Source organism: Pedobacter immunditicola, assembly GCF_037482985.1.
Taxonomy (GTDB): Bacteria; Bacteroidota; Bacteroidia; order Sphingobacteriales; family Sphingobacteriaceae; genus Pedobacter; species Pedobacter immunditicola.
In genome coordinates, this window is the sequence record NZ_JBBHKC010000005.1 from 43,770 (window position 1) to 62,947 (window position 19,178).

The window sequence follows — 19,178 nt, forward strand, 5'->3', positions numbered from 1 at the left end:
GGTGATTTACGTCGTAAAAGTAAATACTTTTTTATGATATAGTGTTTATTTTTCTTTAAATGCCAATTAACTTAAAAACCGAAAAGGCTTTTATTACTTCTGCTACGGGATTTCTTACCGGTCAGCATTCCGAACAATCCTCGTACAATTTCTCTGCCAATTTGCCTTGTGATGGTCGCACCCATCACTTTTTCTACAATGTTTTTTTCGGATTTTACTGATTTTTCCTTAATTTCTTTAGGAACTTCTTCTTCTTCTCTCAATTTCTCGTTCACCCGGCTGGTTAAGATTTCATAGGCGCTTTCCGAATCTATGGCTTCTGCATACTTTGTGGTTAGCTCACTTGTGTCAATCAATTGCTGATAGGCAGTACTGCTTAACGGTCCCATTACCGCTTTCGGAGGTGTTAGCATGGTGGCAACAACTTCTGTAGGAATTCCTTTTTCATTTAAAACGGTGACGAGTGCCTGTCCGGTTCCCAGAGAAGTCAACACCTGATCGATTTCATAAAAGTCTGATCTCGGATAAGTGTTCACGGTTTTCTTTAAAGCATCCGCGTCATTAGGTGTAAATACCCTTAAGGCGTGCTGCACCCGGTTACCCAACTGAGACAAAATACTTGCAGGCACATCCGTTGGCGACTGTGTGCAAAAGAAGACGCCTATGCCTTTAGATCTGATTAACCGGATGATGGTCTCGATCTGTTCCATAAATGCCTTAGAGGAGTTCTTAAAGAGTAAATGGGCCTCGTCAAAGAAGAAAACCAGCTTCGGTTTATCCAGGTCTCCTGCTTCAGGCATATCAGCAAAAATTTCAGCCAGCAAGCTCAATAAAAAAGTTGAATACAAAACGGGCTGGTTCTGTACATCAGATATGTTCAATAGACTGATGACGCCTTTTCCATCAGTTTTGGAAAAGAGGTCTTCAATATCAAAGGAGCGCTCACCAAACATCGGACCGAGTCCTTGTTGTTCTATGGTGACGATCTTCCGGAGTATCGTTCCTGATGTAGAGGAAGAAATCTTGCCATAGTCATCCTTAATTTCTTCGGCACCCGGACCATCAGCTAAATAGTTAACCAATTTTTTGAGATCATTTAAATCGATTACCGGTAGTTTATGGTCATCTGCATATTTAAAAATTACCGAGAGCACACCTGTTTGCGTATCATTTAAGTCAAGCACTTTTGCAAGCAGAGTAGGGCCGAACTCCAGTACGGTGGCCCGCATTTGTGCACCGAGTTTCCCCGAAAGGGAATAGAGTTCCACCGGGTACCCAGCAGGGGCAAACGTTTTGTTGAGCTGTTTTGCCCTGTCCTCTATTTTAGGATTTGACTCACCGGCTAAGTTTAAACCAGATAAATCTCCTTTCACATCCAGCATAAACACAGGTACCCCGGCATCCGATAGTTGTTCAGCCAGCAGTTGCAAGGTCCTTGTTTTTCCTGTTCCAGTTGCTCCTGCAATCAGGCCATGCCTGTTCATCATCTTTAACGATAAATTGACTTCTGCATCAGCAATGACTTGCCCTTCTAAAATACCGGCACCTAAATAGATAAAAGAGCCGCTGGGCTGGTAAGATGTTTTAACTTTTGCTATGAATTCGGTGGATTGATTACTCATAAGACAGCTGTTTTTATAAATGTAATAAAAGAACCGCAAATATGATAACAGAAAAAGCGCGCTTGATCAACGAGCGCGCTTTTTCTATTTCTTTTAATAATTAGTGAACTCCTTCTTCATATTCAAAGAAAATTCGAGGAGGACTCAACTTTTACTTATTGTATTTAAAATCATGGTCTTTCTCAATGTTTAACAGCGAGTGATAAATCAAGCTGATGACATTGTCTACATCTTCTTTATGGATCATTTCTACCGTAGTATGCATATACCTCAACGGTAAAGATATCAACGCAGACGGTACGCCGCCATTTGAATAGGCAAAAGCATCAGTATCTGTACCTGTAGAACGGGAAGAAGCCTGACGTTGGAAAGGAATATTGTTTTCTTTTGCAGTTTCAATCAACAGCTTATTTAAATTGGTCTGTACCGCAGGTGCGTAAGATACAACAGGTCCTTTACCACAGGCTAGATCGCCTTGGGTAACCTTATTGATCATGGGCGTTGTGGTATCATGGGTAACATCAGTAATGATGGCTACATTCGGTTTAATGCGTTGGGCGATCATCTCTGCCCCACGAAGACCAATTTCTTCCTGAACCGAATTGACAATGTATAAACCGAAAGGAAGTTCTTTTTTGTTTTCTTTCAAAAGTCTGGCTACTTCAGCAATCATGAAACCACCTGCGCGGTTATCTAATGCCCGACCAACATAATAACGGTCGTTCAACACCATAAATTCATCCTCATAAGTAATTACACAACCTACATGGATACCCAGGTTTTCCACTTCCTCTTTCGTCGTGCATCCGCAATCTAAAAAGATGTTTTTTAGTGCAGGTGCTTCTTCTTTTTCACCACTGCGAGTATGTATGGCTGGCCAGCCGAATACGGCTTTAACCAAGCCATTGTCAGTATGGATATTTACCCTTTTCGAAGGCGCAATCTGATGGTCTGAACCACCATTACGGATCACGTAAATCAAACCTTCAGGTGTGATGTAATTAACAAACCAGGAAATCTCATCGGCATGTGCTTCAATCACCACCTTAAATTCTGCTGTAGGATTGATCACCCCAACGGCAGTACCATAATTATCTATAAAGCTTTCATCAATATACGGTTTAAGATAGTCCAGCCATAATTTCTGACCGGGGTATTCAAACCCAGTTGGGGATGGGTTATTAATATAGGCTTCTAAAAACTGTAGTGAGTTATTATTGACTACAGCTACGTGCGGTTGTTTATCCTCTTTCTTTTTAGTCATCTTAAATTCTTAGTTATAAACAAATATAATAACATTATAACGCTAACTCCATAATTACAAAGTCAAACCCGTTTTTGGACCAGGTTTTATTCGTTTGTAGGAAGCCGTACTTTGAATAAAATGCAGCAGCACCAACCCTCGCATTACAATATAATTTTTTAATGCCGTTTTTCCTGTTGTAGCTAATGATATGTTCGAGTAACAACCCGCCAAAGCCCTTGCCTTGTGACGCAGGCAGTGTGGCAAATTTCCTGAACTGACAGGTGTCACCTTCTTCAAAAAGCGATACGACTGATGTGAGCTGATCATCAGCATATAAACCAAAATGTATTCCATCGTGGTCATTGTCAAGCTTCACAAAGTGGAAAGGCTTGTCCGCATACATGGCTTCATGCCTGATTCGCCAGGTCAGCGCCGGATGGATCTGCTCAATTTGAATGGTTGCCATTTATTTTAAGCTAACGGTTTTAATAATTTACAGTTTTAAATTTTATGCTGTAAAACCTGTATATACAAAGGTTCAGCAGGATCATCAGGGCAGCCCCTAAACAATAAGCTGGCCATTGCCCTTTGTCCCACAACCATAAGCCAAGGGCTGAACCGACCGAAGCACCAATAAAGCTCACCGACATGAAAATTGTATTTAAACGGTTACGTGCTTCAGGAATTAATGCATAGATCCTGGTTTGGTTAGTGACATGGATAGCCTGCTGACCGATATCAATTAAAATAATGCCCACAATGAATAAAAATAAATGTGCACCCGTAAAGTAAAAAGCGGCAATGCTGATGATTTGCATGATCAAACCATAACCAATATTTTTACGGGGATCTTTGCCGTCGCTTAATCTGCCAACCAGCGGGGCTGCAAGAGCGCCTGCGGCACCTGCAATACCAAACAGGCCAATTTGTAATGACTGGTAATTAAACGGCGGACTAGCGAGGAAAAGCACCATCGTTGTCCAGAAGGAACTTAATGTGGCGAAGGCCAGGAAATTGATGATGGATGTTTCCCTCAGTTGTGGCTGTGTTTTGATATAGCCGAACATGGTACTCATCAACTTTCGGTAAGTACCGGTAAATGATGGCTGGCTAAGGGGGAAGCGCTTATACATCAAAAACAACAACAGAAAACAAAGTCCGGCGGCAATGACAAACATGGCCCGCCATCCCCACAAAAAACCAACGCTGCCACTAATAGCCCTGGATCCTAATATGCCGATTAATAAACCGCTCATGATGATTCCAATGGTGTGCCCCCGGTTTTCATCGGTACTCAGGTTTGCTGCCATGGGCAAAATCAGTTGCGGCACGATGGAACTGGCCCCAATGAGTACGCTGGCAATTTGAAGTACTAAAAAAGAAGGAGCGAAACCTGCCATAAGCAAGGATAAGACCGCAATGGCCGTGATGACCAGGATTTGTTTTTTACGCTCAAACATATCACCCAGTGGGACCAGCAAAAACAGGCCGATTGCATAACCAGCCTGTGTAAGGTAGGTGATCTGCCCCGCATTGATTTCCGACAACTTAAATTCCCTTGCGATAAGGATAATCAGAGGCTGACAATAATAAATATTTGCTACAATAAGTCCTGTGCAAAAGGACATCAGCAGCACATCCCTTGGACTCAGTTTCATTTATAATGGAATATTTCCATGCTTTTTGCGTGGATTTTTTACCGCTTTATTCTCCAGCATTTTAAACGCCTTAATCAATTTTATCCTCGTTTGTGCCGGCTCGATCACCTCATCAACAAAACCGCGTTCAGCAGCACGGTAAGGGTTGGCGAAAATTTCTGAATAAAGTTTTTCCTTTTCCAGCCATTTCTCCTCCGGGTCCTCCGCTGCATTGATCTCTCTTTTGAAGATGATTTCAGCAGCACCCTTTGCACCCATCACTGCAATTTCAGCACTCGGCCAGGCATAGTTTAAATCTGCGCCAATGTGTTTCGAATTCATCACATCGTATGCACCGCCATAGGCTTTGCGGGTAATTACTGTAATGCGCGGTACGGTAGCTTCACTGAAAGCATACAGCAGCTTTGCTCCATTGGAAATAATCCCGTTCCATTCCTGGTCTGTACCGGGCAAAAATCCGGGTACATCTTCAAAAACGAGTAATGGAATATTGAAACAATCACAGAAACGAACAAAGCGTGCGGCTTTCACCGATGCATGGTTATCCAGTACACCTGCTAAATAGGCGGGTTGATTGGCAATCACACCAATACTTCTGCCACCTAACCTTGCAAAACCAACCACAATGTTTTCGGCGTAATCTTTATGCACTTCTAAAAAGCTTTCTGTATCCGCAACATCATTGATCACCGACCGGATGTCATAAGGCTGATTGGCGTTTTGAGGCATCAGGGTGTTCAATGCCGGCCTGCTTTCATCTCCCGGGGTATAAGGTAAATTAGCAGGGAGTTCCTCACAATTCTGAGGCATATAACTCAGCAGCATTTTGATATGATTAATGGCATCAATTTCATTCGGACAAGCAAAATGAGTGACACCAGATTTGGTAGCATGGGTATTGGCGCCACCAAGTTCTTCAGAAGTTACCACCTCGTGTGTTACCGTTTTAACCACATTTGGTCCGGTGACAAACATATAGGAGGTGTTTTCCACCATCAAAATAAAGTCGGTGATGGCAGGGGAGTAAACAGCACCACCGGCACAAGGGCCCATAATGGCAGAAAGTTGGGGGACTACCCCTGAGGCCTGCACATTTTTATAAAAGATATCTGCATAACCGCCCAGCGAAACCACACCTTCCTGAATTCGTGCGCCACCGCTATCGTTCAAACCGATTACCGGGGCGCCATTTTTCATGGCCATGTCCATTATCTTACAGATTTTCTCCGCATGGGTCTCCGAAAGAGAACCTCCAAAAATGGTGAAGTCCTGTGAAAACACATACACCAGACGGCCATTGATATTTCCATAACCTGTAACCACACCATCGCCAAAATAGCGTTCCTTCTCCATTCCAAAATCTGTACTCCTGTGGGTAACGAGCATGCCAATTTCTTCAAAAGAGCCTTCATCCATTAAAAAATGAAGTCGCTCACGGGCAGTCAATTTCCCTTTTTTGTGCTGACTGGCAATACGTGTTTCTCCACCACCGGCATGCGCCTGCTTAACTTTGTCTTGAAGTAGTGCTATTTTTTGCTTCATTAAGGTCTTCTATTTTATAAAAGTGTTGTCTGTTTTAATAAAAGTAATCATTACCAGCGATATTGCAATCGTGCGGTAAAAACATCATCTTTCAAGTCTGCAGTATAGTCAGGCAAGCTGGTTTTGTCATTAAACACATGCTCGTTATAAAGGGTAAATTTTATTCTGGAGTTGAGTACATAAGTCATTCCATAACCCAAGGTGCTGAATTTAACATCTCCCGCAGTGGTATTATTACCAATGCCAATTTCACTTTCTCTTACTTTGTTATTCGGGTCATAAACATCATAAGCGACCAATGCTGTAAATTTTGATTTTGCAATTTGCTGTGTTAACCAGAAGTAATAGCCCGAAAAGGAGCGCAGGTATAAATCGGTCGCCGGCTGCTGCGCAAAACTCTCGCTGGCATCAGGGCCTGTTATGTCTGCTGTAGCGCCAACACCAGGTTGTTTTCCCCCTACATATTCCGTTTTAAAGATTGTTTTTCCAAAAGTGTTATCGTATTCCAGCTGTAGATTACCACCGAGGTATTGCCTTTTGGCATACGAGCCCTCATTTCCAGGATTCGTGTTCTTACTGAACCCATTCCCGTTATCTGTGTAGTAACTATCGGTACCATTGCGCACATGACCGCTGTAAGCGGAACCGCCAAATCCCAGGTGAAGCTTGCCATTGGCCAGGCTGTCGAACTTGAAGCTTAGGTTACCAATGATGTCTTTTTTTGAATCATAGTCCCTGGATGAGTAACCACTGCCGTTTACCAGGGCAATGTCTGCAGAAATAAACTTGAACTTATTCTCCGGATTGTACCCTAGCATGGCACCGATATCTCTTTCCCTGGGCATGATGGTCTGGAAAACCCTTGCCCGCTCAGGGAAATCACGGTAACTGGAAGAATAAACGACCGAATGCCCGAATGGACGGTTAAAAAGTCCCGCGGTAAAAACGAAATTCTTGGTATGGGGTTGATACAACTGTATAAAGGCATCCATTAGCTGTACACCATTTTGTGTCCCATCTATCTGAAAAACAATGCTTGAGTATTTGTCAACCCGGTCGATTTTCAAACGTCCTCTCCTGATCATAAAACGATCTCTCGAATTTTCTGAAAAATCTCCGCCCGAAAAGGATTTTATACCCTCAGACTGTGCACTTTGAAATTGTGTTTGCAAATATCCGGTGATTTTCAAGTCGTGCACATCATAAGTTGATGGCATATTATTGCTTTGGGCAAAGGAAATTACAGGAAATGCAAATATGAGGAGGAGTAGTTTATGTTTCATTAATTCAGCAAGTTTTTGAATCGTCTAAATTACGGTTATCTGTTAATTTATTGTTAATTCAGTTGTGTTTTTGATTTTTTTTTCATGATTATGACTGATTTACCATTCAGGGAATTACTTTTGTAGTGTAGAACACAGGAACAAAAGAATGAGTTTGAAAAAGTATCGCTTATTTATTGTTATTATTTTTTTAGGGATCTTCAGCTCGAAGATGTTGATTTCTGTTGCCCCTGTATTCGTTGCGCACCTGGATAAAGAGATCATGAACGATGTCATTATGCAGGTGGAACTTGAACACGGTAACGACAGCGATTCGGGTAAGTCGGTGAAACTTGTAGATTGTAAACAAGATCTTCATCCCCTCCATGCTTATCTGCCATTGCGTTATCATTTTCATGTCAACAATAGTTTCATAGAGCATTTTAAGCGCTATGTCAATCCATTTCATCCTTCCGTACCTACCCCGCCTCCTAACCTGGTGTAATTTTTAAAAAGCAATGCAGGTTTGTGCCTGTAATGCATTATTTATTAATTACTTATAGAAATTAAAATTATTTTTATGCAAGATAGGAATTCAATCTTTTCCAGGTTGGAAGTGAAGAAGTATATCTTTAAGAATAACCTGAAACATGATTTGCCAGCAAGTTTAGTCGTGTTTCTGGTCGCACTTCCATTATGCCTGGGCATTGCCCTGGCTTCAGGTGCACCCCTTTTTGCCGGCCTGCTTACCGGTGTCATCGGTGGGGTAGTGGTGGCCACTTTCAGTGGTTCACAATTAAGTGTGAGTGGCCCGGCTGCAGGTTTAACGGTGATTGTTCTGGGTGCCATCACACAATTGGGCAGCTACCAGACTTTCCTGATGGCCCTGCTCCTGGCAGGTGCCATTCAGTTGATATTTGGCTTAATCAAAGCCGGTTCGGTTAGCAGTTATTTCCCTTCAAGTGTTATTGAAGGCATGCTGGCCGCCATTGGTTTAACGCTGATTATAAACCAGCTTCCCTATATTTTGGGGATCGACCCCTCGCAATATTCAATTGCAGCCATCACCAGTGGGACCAGTAACTTTGGTATAGCGGCCATCATTATCGGTGTTTTATCGCTGGGCATCCTGATCTATTGGCCAAGGTTTAAAAAACTCAGCAGCGTTCCTGCACCCTTGGTCGTGGTCATTGTGGGCATCGTTTTGAGCTATATCTTTAGTCAGACAGCCTACGCCATAGATCCCAAACAAATGGTTGCCATCCCTGAATTTAGTGGCTGGAAAGAATTCTCAGGACTATTCATGATGCCGGATTTCTCCACCATATTAAATCCACAGGTATGGATAGTGGCTGGTACCCTTGCCATTGTGGCAAGTCTGGAAACTTTATTAGGGATTGAAGCTGTTGATAAGCTGGATAAGAAAAAAAGGACTTCTCCACCCAACAAAGAGCTTATTGCGCAGGGTATAGGTAATATGACCAGTGGAATGCTTGGCGGTTTGCCGATGACTTCAGTTATTGTAAGAAGCTCTGCCAATGCCAATTCAGGTGCCAAAACCAAAATGTCAGCCATTTTTCATGGCTGCTGGTTGTTGTTGTCCCTTTTGTTTATACCTGGGTTGATCAACATGATTCCTTTGGCAGGGTTGGCCGCCGTGCTTATTTTTACAGGCTATAAGCTCACCAGGATTGATTTGTACAAACACATGTTACATAAAGGCTGGGACCAGTTTGTCCCTTTCGTAGTTACGGTTATGGCCGTGTTGTTTACAGACCTGCTAAAAGGTGTGGCTATAGGAATGGTGGTATCCATATTTTACCTGTTACGCAACAATATGCGTAATCCCTATTTCTACCATATTCAACAGGAGGGAAGCAAGAAAGACCTTCGGATCAACCTGGCCGAAGAGGTGTCGTTTCTAAACAAAGCCGCTATACAGAATGTGCTTAGCCAAATTCCAAAAGAAACAAATGTGATCATCGATGCTACAAATTCCAGGTATATCGATCCCGATGTATTGGAAACGATTTTTAATTATAAACATAACGCTGTATCAAAAGGGATTATCGTAACGTTAAAAAACGTGAAAAAGCAATATACAGTTCCAAAATTATCAGATAACTTAGTCGAAGAAATAAACAGTTAAAAAAATGTGTGCAACACTAGAAAATAAAAACATAACCTACGAGGGTCTTTTACAAGGTAATAAAGACTGGGTAGCTCAAACACTGGTAGAAGATCCGCAATTTTTCGAAAAACTTGCTGCAGGACAAAAACCTCCGATCTTATGGATTGGCTGCTCAGACAGTCGTGTACCTGCCAACCAAATCACCAATACCAACCCGGGTGATATTTTTGTTCACCGAAATATTGCCAACGTTGTTGTGCATACCGACATGAATATGTTGAGTGTACTCGATTATGCAGTAAACGTGCTGGAAGTAGAACATGTCATCGTTTGCGGTCATTATGGCTGCGGTGGTGTTGCAGCTGCCCTTAGCAATAAACAACATGGTATCATTGATAACTGGTTAAGGTATATAAAAGATATTTACCGTCTGCATTACCATGAACTTGATATCATTTCCGACCCTAAGAAAAGATGCGACCGTTTGACGGAGCTTAATGTAATTGAAGGGGTATTTAACTTAACTAAATCTTCTATCGTTCAGAACCGCTGGAGAGAAGGAAAGAAACTTGGCGTACATGGCTGGGTTTACAGCCTGGAAACCGGCTTCATTAAAGACTTAAGCGTAAGCTGTCTGGCCAATGATCACCTGGCCAATGTCTTTAAAATAGACGGTTTGATCGGAAAGTAAAAACGAAAGTAAAAAACAGAGGCTGATCATTTTATCAATGAATCAGCCTCTGTTCTGTTTATCCTGTTCCGAAGATTAATCTTCTGCTAAGAACGGGTAACGGTAATCTTTAGCAGGATCAAAAGTTTCTTTGATGGTACGTGGAGAAACCCAACGCAGCAAGTTGATCATCGATCCGGCTTTATCATTGGTACCTGAACCTCTGGCACCACCAAAAGGCTGCTGACCAACAACGGCTCCTGTACATTTATCATTGATATAGAAGTTACCTGCAGCATTGCGCAAGCTATGGGTAGCTGTTGCAATCGCATACCTGTCCTGAGCGATGATTGAACCTGTTAACGCATATATAGAAGTCTGGTCAACAATTGCTAAAGTTTGCTCAAACTCTTCATCGTTATAAACATAAATTGTCAATACCGGGCCAAATAACTCTTCGCACATGGTGGTCGCTTTAGGGTCCTGAACAACAAGTACAGTAGGTTCAATGAAATAACCGGTCGACTTATCATAATTTCCACCAGCAACAACCTCTACCGCAGGATCGTTTTTAGCTTCATCAATATATTTAGCTAGTTTATCAAATGAGGCTTCATCAATCACCGCATTAATGTAATTGCTGAAATCTTCTGTAGGGCCCATTTTAAAAGTTGCCATATCACGCAGCATCTTTTCTTTAATAGCTGGCCATAAGCTTTTCGCTATATAAATCCTTGAAGCTGCAGAACATTTTTGTCCTTGGTATTCAAAGGCACCTCTCACAATCGCCGTGCTGGCCACCTCTACATCAGCAGAGCCATGAATTACGATAAAATCTTTACCGCCGGTTTCGCCAACAATACGTGGATAAGTTTTGAACTTGTGGATATTGTTTCCAATGGTCTTCCAGATGTTCTGGAATACACCGGTAGAACCTGTAAAGTGAATTCCTGCAAAATCAGGGTGACTGAAAATCACATCACCGGCATCCGGACCTGAAACATAGATCAGGTTAATTACACCGTCAGGCAAGCCCGCCTCTTTAAGGATCTGCATGATCACATTGGCAGCATAAATTTGAGTATTTGCCGGTTTCCATACCACAACATTACCCATCAGGGCAGCAGATGTAGGTAAGTTACCCGCAATGGCAGTAAAGTTAAATGGCGTTAAAGCAAAAACAAATCCTTCTAAGGGACGTTGTTCTATACGGTTCCAGGTGCCTTTACCCGATATCGGCTGTTGTTTATAAACCTCAGCCATATAACCTACGTTAAAACGCAGAAAATCTATAAACTCACAGGCAGAATCTATTTCAGCCTGGTAAGCATTTTTACTCTGCCCCAACATCGTTGCAGCATTCAGTTTGTAACGGTAAGGACCGGCAATTAGGTCAGCCGCTTTTAAAAAAATAGCAGCGCGTTCTTCCCAGGCCAGGTTTTCCCAGTCTGCTTTTGCTGCCAATGCCGCATCAATTGCCTGGCTAACATGGCTTTTATCACCTTTACTGTATTGACCTAAAATATGTTGATGATCGTGTGGGGGTGTAACTTTTCCTTTGTTCTCCGTATGAACTTCTGCTCCACCGATATACATAGGGATATCTATTTGTTTTGAACGGGCGTCAGCTAAGGCTGCCTTTAATAGTTTACGTTCTTTGCTTCCAAGTGCGTAATCTAAAATAGGTTCGTTCACTGGTGTGGGTACATTAAAAAATCCTTTAAGCATATGATTGAATTAGTTTTTGCAAAGATAGTTTTTATTTTCTTTGCCTTTATAAGGACAGAATCACAGCCGCTTTTTTTTAAGGGATAATGCTTATTTTTGAAGCACAGATGATAAATGTCCTGCGCTTGCTGCTGCTTCCCTTTTCTTTAATCTATGGCCTGGTGGTCATCATCAGGAATAAATGCTATGACCGGGGCATCTTTAAATCCCGGCAATTTAACCTTCCCGTTATTTGTGTAGGCAACCTGGTGGTTGGCGGCTCCGGCAAAACACCACTCACAGAATACCTGGTGAGCTTGCTGTCGAATTATAAAATTGCGATCCTGAGCAGGGGTTATGGGCGTAACACCAAAGGTTTCATCCTGGCCGACGGAAACGCCACTGCACAAAGTATTGGCGATGAGCCCATGCAGTTTTACAATAAATTTCCACAGGTAACAGTGGCGGTATGTGAAGACAGGGTTAAAGGCATTGAACAACTGGAGGCAAGCCATGACCTGATCATTCTGGATGATGCTTTCCAGCACCGCAGGGTAAGGGCCGGCTTTAACATTTTATTATTTGAATATTCCAAACTGCTGCGGCAACAGTTTTTGTTGCCTGCAGGCAATCTTAGAGAGCCTTTCAGCGGCTATCAGCGGGCACAAGCAATTTTGGTTACCAAAATGCCATCCATTTTTCAGCCTGGGGAGAAATCAAAAATTGAACAGCAATTTGCTGAAAGCTGGAAGCCTGCCTTTTCCGGCCTTAAATACAATGACCTAATCCCGGTTTTTAGTGGTGACAGCAGGCCCATGAACACAGTTTCAAGAGATACGGTGGTGTTTTTACTAAGCGGAATAGCCAACCCCGCGCCCTTGCTCAATTATTTGGAAAGCTGGAGCAGTGCCGTCCTACACCACGATTATCCCGATCATCACCAGTTTTCCACCGCCGAGATTACGAAGCTGGTACAGGAGTTTAAGCAGGAAAAAGCAGCTAAAAAAATTATAATCACAACAGAAAAGGATGCACAACGTTTATCTGCTGTAGATATTAAACAATTACTACTAAATTTACCGCTCTTTTATTTGCCAATAAAAATAGATATACTGGAGGAAGATAAGCTTATCTTTGACCAAAACATTATAAACTATGTTTCAAGCTATCAGCGAAACCGTTGAATATATAAATAAAAAAACAGCACATTTTCAACCTGAAGTGGGCATTATTCTTGGCACCGGCCTGGGTGCCCTGGTTTCAGAAATTGAGGTGGCTTTTAGTCTAATGTACCCCAATATCCCTAACTTCCCCATTTCAACGCTCGAGTTTCATTCAGGCAAACTGATATTTGGCACCCTGAATGGAAAAAAGGTGGTTGCGATGCAAGGCCGCTTACATTATTATGAAGGTTATACCATGCAGCAAATTACCTTCCCGGTGAGGGTAATGAAAGCCCTGGGCATACAGTACCTGTTTGTATCTAATGCCGCTGGTTCTTTAAACCCTGCTATTAAAAAGGGTGACCTGATGGTGATCACCGACCATATCAACCTGCAGCTGGATAGTCCGTTGCGAGGAAGGAACGATGCTGATATGGGCCCCCGTTTCCCCGATATGAGTGAGCCTTATAACCGTAAGCTAATTCAGGAAGCTTTAACCATTGCTGAAACCGAAGGTATTTCTTGTAAACAAGGTGTGTATGTATCGGTTACAGGGCCAAACCTGGAAACAAAAGCAGAATATAAATACCTGCGCATCATCGGTGGCGATGCAGTGGGCATGAGCACCGTGCCGGAAGTAATTGTTGCCAACCACATGAGCCTGCCTGTATTCGCTATCTCCGTTATTACGGATGAAGGTTTCCCCGAAGTATTGCTTCCCGTAAGCCTGGAAGAGATTCTGGAGACTGCCCATCTTGCAGAGCCGAAAATGACCAAAATATTAAGCCAGTTAATTTCCAAAATCTAATGTATAAAGTTCTTGTTCTTTCAGTTCTGTTTTGTTTCCTTTTATTAGGGAAAAATGCGCATGGCCAGGATTTGAAGACCAATGTCAGAGATAATAAAGAACTTGATTCTTTAAGAGAGAAACTGGACGGCGGGGCAGATTCTGTGGTGTTCACCTCCAGGTATGTCCGCTATACCACGCTGCAGTTAACAAAAGACAGTATCCAAACCCTGCCACTGGATACCAGTTTAAGAAATTTTCAAAATTATAGTCCTACTCACCAACCACGGCGTCCAACCATTGGCACGGGTAACCAGGGACTGGCAGCAAGGGCATTGTTGTTTGAACCGAAAAAAACCATAGGCTTTGATCCCGGGTTTCATACGCTGGACCGTTATGCCATGACGCATAATGATGTGATTTACTACCAGGCACGTTCTCCTTTCAGCAACCTTTATTATATGGGTGGTGGGCAAGCTGAACAGCTGTTCAGGGTAACGCACTCCCAAAATGTAAACAGACACTGGAATGTGGGCGCTAATTATTTCAGAATCGGTGCCGACGGGCTATATGCCAATCAAAGGGGCGATGACCTGAACGCCTCTATTATCAGCTGGTACCAGTCGCCAAATAAGCGGTATAACTTATGGGTAAATGCGGTTTTTAACACCTTAAAGGCCCAGGAAAACGGCGGATTGAACGAGGTGGCCAATAATTCGGGTGGGCAAGTCACTAAAGATGCCATGGTGGTTAATTTACGTACAGCAAAGCAGATTTCCCGCAAGAACTCTTTGTTATTGAAACAATCTTATTTCATTGGCCGGATAGACACGGTGCCGCAGGAAGTGATGAAAAAAGTGCTGCCTACGAATAAGGTAAGCTATACCCTGTCCTACAATACAGATGCCTTTAGTTTCCTGAAGAATGAAGAGGATGACAACAGCATTTTGCCGGAAGGCTTAATTGACCTGGCCAACACCCGCGACTCTACCAATTCAAAACACCTTCAAAATGAATTCATCTACAGTTTCTTCCTTCGGGGGAAATCAAGTTCATTTATTAAAAATGAGCTTAAAGTGGACGTCGGTATCCGTCATGATTACTATAAATACAGGCAACTTTCCAAATATGAAGACCTGACCGATTTTTACAACTATGAGGCTACTTTTCAAAATGCTACTTTATTAGGTGCCTTAGGATACCGTTTCAGTAACAGGATAGATTTGAATGTGGATGTGCAACAGATTTTTCAGGGAAGGCAAATTGGAGATTTCCTGTATGAAGCAAAAAGTAATGTGCTGTTAAGCAAGTCGGCCGGCCGTATTCAACTCGGTGCCTATATGCAGAATAAATCACCTGAAGAAATCTACAACCGGTATTTCGGTAACCACTATAACTGGGTGAATGATTTCAGCCGTACTAAAACAGTTAATCTTTCCTTCAATTACATCAACGATAAATATAAGCTGGATGCCGGTGCACAATATTTTCTGATCAATGATCACTTGTATTTCGCACAGGATAGCCTGGTGTCCATTAAACCACAGCAACTCGGTGGCAGTATCAATTTGCTGAAAATTAATGTGGGTAAAAAATTCAACTTTGGTAAGTTTAATCTCGACAGCTATGTGGTTTATCAAAAATCCAGCAGGGAAAGTGTTTTACGTACCCCGGAGTTTTATACCTTTAATAGCTTCTACATTAATCAAACGTTTTTTAAATTCCTTAAAACTGATATTGGTTTTGATATCAGATACAATACACCTTACCAGTCTTATGCATATTCACCTGCCGCTAGTCAGTTTTATATCCCTAACGATAACCTGGAACTTAAAACCGAACCAATTGTTGATGTATTTGTACGGGCTAACTTAAGAAAAGCGAACCTGTTTGTGAAGTATGATTATGTAAATCAGGGGCTGTTTTCTGAGGGCTATTCAACCGTGAGAGGCTATTTAATGCCAGATAGGATGCTGAAGTTTGGCGTGAGTTGGAATTTTTACGATTAAAATATATACTTTTATCCGAAATAGCAATTAAAGACAAACAATTAGGTAATCATTTCAATTTACTAAATTTGAGTTTTACATAAAATAACGAATATGAGCAAAGCAATAATAAAAACAGAAAAAGGGGACATGACCGTTGAGTTTTACGATAACGACGCACCTAATACCGTTGCCAACTTTAAAAAACTTGCTAAAGAAGGTTTTTATGATGGCATTTCTTTTCACCGTGTGATACCTAATTTTGTTGTACAAGGCGGATGTCCAAATACTAAAGATCCTAAAACAGCACATTTAGCTGGTACTGGTGACCCGGGTTATAAAATTGATTGCGAGTTGACTGGCGATAACCAATACCATGATCGTGGTGTTTTATCAATGGCACATGCGGGCAGAAATACTGGTGGTTCACAGTTCTTCATTTGTCACAGCAGAGAAAACACTGCTCATTTAGACAGGAATCATACTTGCTTTGGTAAAGTAGTGGAAAATGTTGACATAGTGGATGACATTAAAGTAGGGGACAAAATTTTAGGGATAGATTTGATAGAAGATTAATTATGAATTTAAGAGGAATTGTAGCCGTTTCCGGCAGACCAGGTTTATTTAAATTGGTTGGACAAAATAAGGCTGGATATGTATTAGAAAGTCTGGATGCGCAGAAAGCCAAAATCATCGCTAATGTGTCTAACACGAAGTTAGCCTCATTAGAAGACATTACCGTTTACGGTCAGGAAGATGACTTGAAACTGGTAGATGTTTTAGCTAACATTGCAGCAACAGCGGGAGAGGTTCCTGATTCAAAAGCGGATGTGAATACATTGAAAGCTTTTTTTGAAGAAGTTGCTCCTAATCATGATGAAGGTAAAGTATATACTTCAGACATGAAGAAGATCGTTAGCTGGTACCACTTACTAAAGGATTTACCTTTGTTTACGGAAGAAGCACCTGGCACAGAAGAACATGACAGTATGAAAGCTGATGATAAAAACGCAGCTAAAATAAAAGCTGCTACAAAGCCTGCTAATGCAAAAGCACCAAGCAAAGCTAATCAGCCTGCTAAAAAAGCAAGTATGACCAGTAAAAAAGGCGTTTAAGCCTGCTTATTGAAATAAAAAGGCCATGTCACGATAAGTGACATGGCCTTTTTGCTATATAAGGTATAACTTCGGCTACCTTACAGTAAGGTGCTACAAGCACCTTTAATACTGGTTCTCTAAAACAGCTGAATGATGTTTGTTGTATACATTGATCAGGAGCATGATCATACCGGTCAGGATGGAGACATCCGCGAAATTAAATATACCACTTTTGAAGAACCAAAAGTCGATGTGCATAAAATCGGTTACTGAACCGTAAGAAAAGCGATCATATAAATTTCCTAAACCGCCGCCAATAACGAAGCTCATGCCGAGGACCAACAGTCCCGGAAGTTTTTTATGAAATAGCAGGTAGCTGATGCCGAAGCATAACAAGGCTAAGGGCAATATCCCCAGAAGGATGATCTTCAAATTGCCGTTCATCTCATCCCCGATACTCAAGAATGCACCCGTATTTTCTACCCTGTTGAGTACAAGGTGATCGCCGATGACATTGATGGTTTCAAAAGTACCTATTTCTTGTCTGGCAATAGTCTTTGATATCTGGTCACAGCCCATATTTGCCATGACCAGCAGTAAAATTGATATGTTTCTAATGGTATTGTTCATCCTATGCGGTCTGTGGACTAACCTTCAGACGTGGTAACCAGGCTAAACTTGTTGATTTTTTGGTCTTGCAAAATATCTACAATCTTCTTAAACTGAGGATATGGCTGACTTTGTTCACCTTTGATACTCACCCGCATTGGGGTTGAATGTAATTCTGCAACTGCTTTTCTGGAGTTTAAAAGCCATGATGAAAGCTGGTTGTTGGTTGAATCAGTAGGGATACCCACATTTAAGCCAGATTTCTTTCTGCCATCAGTATCCAAAGCAATATACTGCTTAAGGCTTTGAATAGGAACTCCAAATCCAGCGATCACACTGAAGCGTTTTTTCTCTTCAGGCGTAAACTCAATATTATATTGTTCGCCCATTTTTTCAAGCGTTGCTATTTTGATATCTTGTCCGATGGTTTCGTAAAACACCTGTCCTTCTTTACCTAAGGTTAAAATAGATAGATCTGTATCCGGTACCTTAATCTTGTAGGTGGATGAAGGTATTTTGATGTCAACCGGGTCTGGCACAATTGCAGTGGAGGTCATCACAAAGAAGTTCAGGAGCAGGAAAGACACATCACACATTGCGGTCATATCTACAGCTGTAGCTTGTCTTTTTATCTTTGGTCTTGCCATAATAATTTCTTAATATTTGAGACCACTAAGTTGCGAAATATGGCTCCTGTAAATAATAGCCAATGTGGGACAAAATATGTCAGAAACTGACTTTCGTAACCTTATGAGATGTTTTCTGTACCTTTGATTGTGAAACCTACGCCACAAGAACTTTCTATAGATCAAATTTTGTCTGTATTTGGCGAAACGCTCCAGGATGAGAGCTTACACGTTTTCGTTCAGGAAGAAGCCATGTACCAGGTGCCAATTAATCTCCCGTTCAGGCTGGATCATTATTGTGTAATTTTAGTTACCTCCGGCGAATGCGAAATGCAATTTGATTTAATTAGTCATACGCAAAGAAAAAATGACCTGATTGTAATTGTACCGGCTACGATGAATGAATTTATCAGGGTGAGTGAAGATTATCATTTCAAGCTGGTGAGCTTTAGTGTAGATTTCCCAATAAAACTTGGTGTTAACGAGCAGCATGCAGAAGCTTTTAGCTTCTTTACCCGGCAGCACAGTTTAATCCTATCACTTACTGATGAGGAAAGTTCGGTGATTGCGGCACAGATAGACCTTTTAAACCAAAAAACATCCATCAAGGATCATCCGTTCAGGGCGGAACTTATCCTTCATTCTTTTACCCTGCTAATGTTCGAAATCTCAGCCTTATTCAAAAATCATTTCAGTATAGCGGGAAATCAGTTGTCCCGAAATGAAGCCTTATCTTTGCGCTTTTTGAATCTTTTAACCCAAAATATCGCAACGGAAAGAACTGTGCAGTTTTATGCAGATCAATTGGCTGTAACGCCTAATTATTTAAATAAACTTAGTAAAAAGACACTCCATAAAACTGCAAGATCTTTTATTGATGAAATGGTGATACAAGAGTCCAAAATATTGCTTCACAAATCTGCCTTGTCTATACTGCAAATAGCTGAAAGCTTGCACTTTAAAGACCAGTTCCACTTCAGTAAATTCTTTAAGAAAAAAACCGGATTAAATCCTTCAGCCTACCGCAAGATAAAAACTTAAGGGCTATTTAAAGAAGGTCCAAAGCGCCC

The 19,178-nt window shown here is 41.7% G+C and carries 18 protein-coding genes; 9 read left to right on the forward strand and 9 right to left on the reverse strand.

Going from position 1 to position 19,178, the window contains the following annotated elements:
- Positions 1 to 71 precede the first annotated feature (71 nt).
- The 6 genes from WG905_RS09715 to WG905_RS09740 all read right to left on the reverse strand — a co-directional run bounded on the left by WG905_RS09715 (position 72) and on the right by WG905_RS09740 (position 7,351).
- The gene (locus WG905_RS09715; RefSeq protein ID WP_339591519.1) at positions 72 to 1,622 is read right to left on the reverse strand and encodes a helicase HerA-like domain-containing protein; all 1,551 of its coding nucleotides are present in this window, start codon (positions 1,620 to 1,622) and stop codon (positions 72 to 74) included.
- A 151-nt stretch (positions 1,623 to 1,773) separates the two neighbouring features.
- Positions 1,774 to 2,886, reverse strand: a complete 1,113-nt coding sequence (locus WG905_RS09720) for a M42 family metallopeptidase (RefSeq protein WP_339591520.1) — start codon at positions 2,884 to 2,886, stop codon at positions 1,774 to 1,776.
- A gap of 34 nt (positions 2,887 to 2,920) precedes the next feature.
- The gene (locus WG905_RS09725) at positions 2,921 to 3,334 is read right to left on the reverse strand and encodes a GNAT family N-acetyltransferase (RefSeq protein ID WP_339591521.1); all 414 of its coding nucleotides are present in this window, start codon (positions 3,332 to 3,334) and stop codon (positions 2,921 to 2,923) included.
- A 19-nt stretch (positions 3,335 to 3,353) separates the two neighbouring features.
- On the reverse strand, positions 3,354 to 4,526 hold the full coding sequence (locus WG905_RS09730) for an MFS transporter (protein ID WP_339591522.1): 1,173 nt from the start codon (positions 4,524 to 4,526) through the stop codon (positions 3,354 to 3,356).
- Positions 4,527 to 6,068 (reverse strand): acyl-CoA carboxylase subunit beta, encoded by a 1,542-nt coding sequence (locus WG905_RS09735; protein ID WP_339591523.1) that lies wholly within the window; start codon positions 6,066 to 6,068, stop codon positions 4,527 to 4,529. It lies immediately after the preceding gene.
- Between the two features lie 50 nt (positions 6,069 to 6,118).
- On the reverse strand, positions 6,119 to 7,351 hold the full coding sequence (locus WG905_RS09740; RefSeq protein ID WP_339591524.1) for a porin: 1,233 nt from the start codon (positions 7,349 to 7,351) through the stop codon (positions 6,119 to 6,121).
- Positions 7,352 to 7,499: 148 nt separating this feature from the next.
- Here WG905_RS09740 and WG905_RS09745 point away from each other — a divergent pair, with 148 nt between their 5' ends.
- The 3 genes from WG905_RS09745 (at position 7,500) to can (ending at position 10,152) form a co-directional block, all read left to right on the forward strand.
- The gene (locus WG905_RS09745; protein WP_339591525.1) at positions 7,500 to 7,835 is read left to right on the forward strand and encodes a hypothetical protein; all 336 of its coding nucleotides are present in this window, start codon (positions 7,500 to 7,502) and stop codon (positions 7,833 to 7,835) included.
- Between the two features lie 75 nt (positions 7,836 to 7,910).
- Positions 7,911 to 9,479, forward strand: a complete 1,569-nt coding sequence (locus tag WG905_RS09750; RefSeq protein ID WP_339591526.1) for a SulP family inorganic anion transporter — start codon at positions 7,911 to 7,913, stop codon at positions 9,477 to 9,479.
- 4 nt (positions 9,480 to 9,483) lie between these two features.
- Positions 9,484 to 10,152 carry a carbonate dehydratase gene (gene can / locus WG905_RS09755; protein ID WP_339591527.1) on the forward strand — a complete coding sequence of 223 codons (669 nt, stop codon included), beginning with the start codon at positions 9,484 to 9,486 and terminating at the stop codon, positions 10,150 to 10,152.
- Positions 10,153 to 10,227: 75 nt separating this feature from the next.
- On the opposite strand, the gene pruA is transcribed toward can, so the two are convergent.
- Complete coding sequence (gene pruA / locus WG905_RS09760) at positions 10,228 to 11,859, reverse strand: L-glutamate gamma-semialdehyde dehydrogenase (RefSeq protein WP_339591528.1); 1,632 nt, start codon at positions 11,857 to 11,859, stop codon at positions 10,228 to 10,230.
- A gap of 86 nt (positions 11,860 to 11,945) precedes the next feature.
- On the opposite strand from pruA, the gene lpxK reads away from it, so the two are divergent.
- From lpxK to WG905_RS09785, 5 genes are all read left to right on the forward strand, one after another.
- Positions 11,946 to 13,022 carry a tetraacyldisaccharide 4'-kinase gene (lpxK, locus tag WG905_RS09765; RefSeq protein ID WP_339591529.1) on the forward strand — a complete coding sequence of 359 codons (1,077 nt, stop codon included), beginning with the start codon at positions 11,946 to 11,948 and terminating at the stop codon, positions 13,020 to 13,022.
- Positions 12,994 to 13,809: a purine-nucleoside phosphorylase gene (locus WG905_RS09770; RefSeq protein ID WP_339591530.1), complete on the forward strand. Its 816-nt coding sequence runs from the start codon at positions 12,994 to 12,996 to the stop codon at positions 13,807 to 13,809. The genes lpxK and WG905_RS09770 overlap by 29 nt, the downstream gene beginning before the upstream one ends.
- Positions 13,809 to 15,797: a putative porin gene (locus WG905_RS09775; protein WP_339591531.1), complete on the forward strand. Its 1,989-nt coding sequence runs from the start codon at positions 13,809 to 13,811 to the stop codon at positions 15,795 to 15,797. The genes WG905_RS09770 and WG905_RS09775 overlap by 1 nt, the downstream gene beginning before the upstream one ends.
- Positions 15,798 to 15,890: 93 nt before the next feature.
- Positions 15,891 to 16,352 carry a peptidylprolyl isomerase gene (locus WG905_RS09780; RefSeq protein WP_339591532.1) on the forward strand — a complete coding sequence of 154 codons (462 nt, stop codon included), beginning with the start codon at positions 15,891 to 15,893 and terminating at the stop codon, positions 16,350 to 16,352.
- Between the two features lie 2 nt (positions 16,353 to 16,354).
- On the forward strand, positions 16,355 to 16,891 hold the full coding sequence (locus tag WG905_RS09785; RefSeq protein ID WP_339591533.1) for a DUF5606 family protein: 537 nt from the start codon (positions 16,355 to 16,357) through the stop codon (positions 16,889 to 16,891).
- 105 nt (positions 16,892 to 16,996) lie between these two features.
- Here the strand turns inward: WG905_RS09785 and WG905_RS09790 are convergent, their stop codons facing one another.
- Together WG905_RS09790 and WG905_RS09795 are read right to left on the reverse strand one after the other, a co-directional pair.
- Positions 16,997 to 17,503, reverse strand: coding sequence for a signal peptidase II (locus WG905_RS09790; protein ID WP_339591534.1), 507 nt, complete (start codon positions 17,501 to 17,503; stop codon positions 16,997 to 16,999).
- A 17-nt stretch (positions 17,504 to 17,520) separates the two neighbouring features.
- Positions 17,521 to 18,129, reverse strand: a complete 609-nt coding sequence (locus WG905_RS09795; RefSeq protein WP_339591535.1) for an ExbD/TolR family protein — start codon at positions 18,127 to 18,129, stop codon at positions 17,521 to 17,523.
- 108 nt (positions 18,130 to 18,237) lie between these two features.
- Between WG905_RS09795 and WG905_RS09800 the strand changes: the two genes are divergently transcribed.
- Positions 18,238 to 19,149, forward strand: a complete 912-nt coding sequence (locus WG905_RS09800; protein WP_339591536.1) for a helix-turn-helix domain-containing protein — start codon at positions 18,238 to 18,240, stop codon at positions 19,147 to 19,149.
- Positions 19,150 to 19,178: the final 29 nt, after the last annotated feature.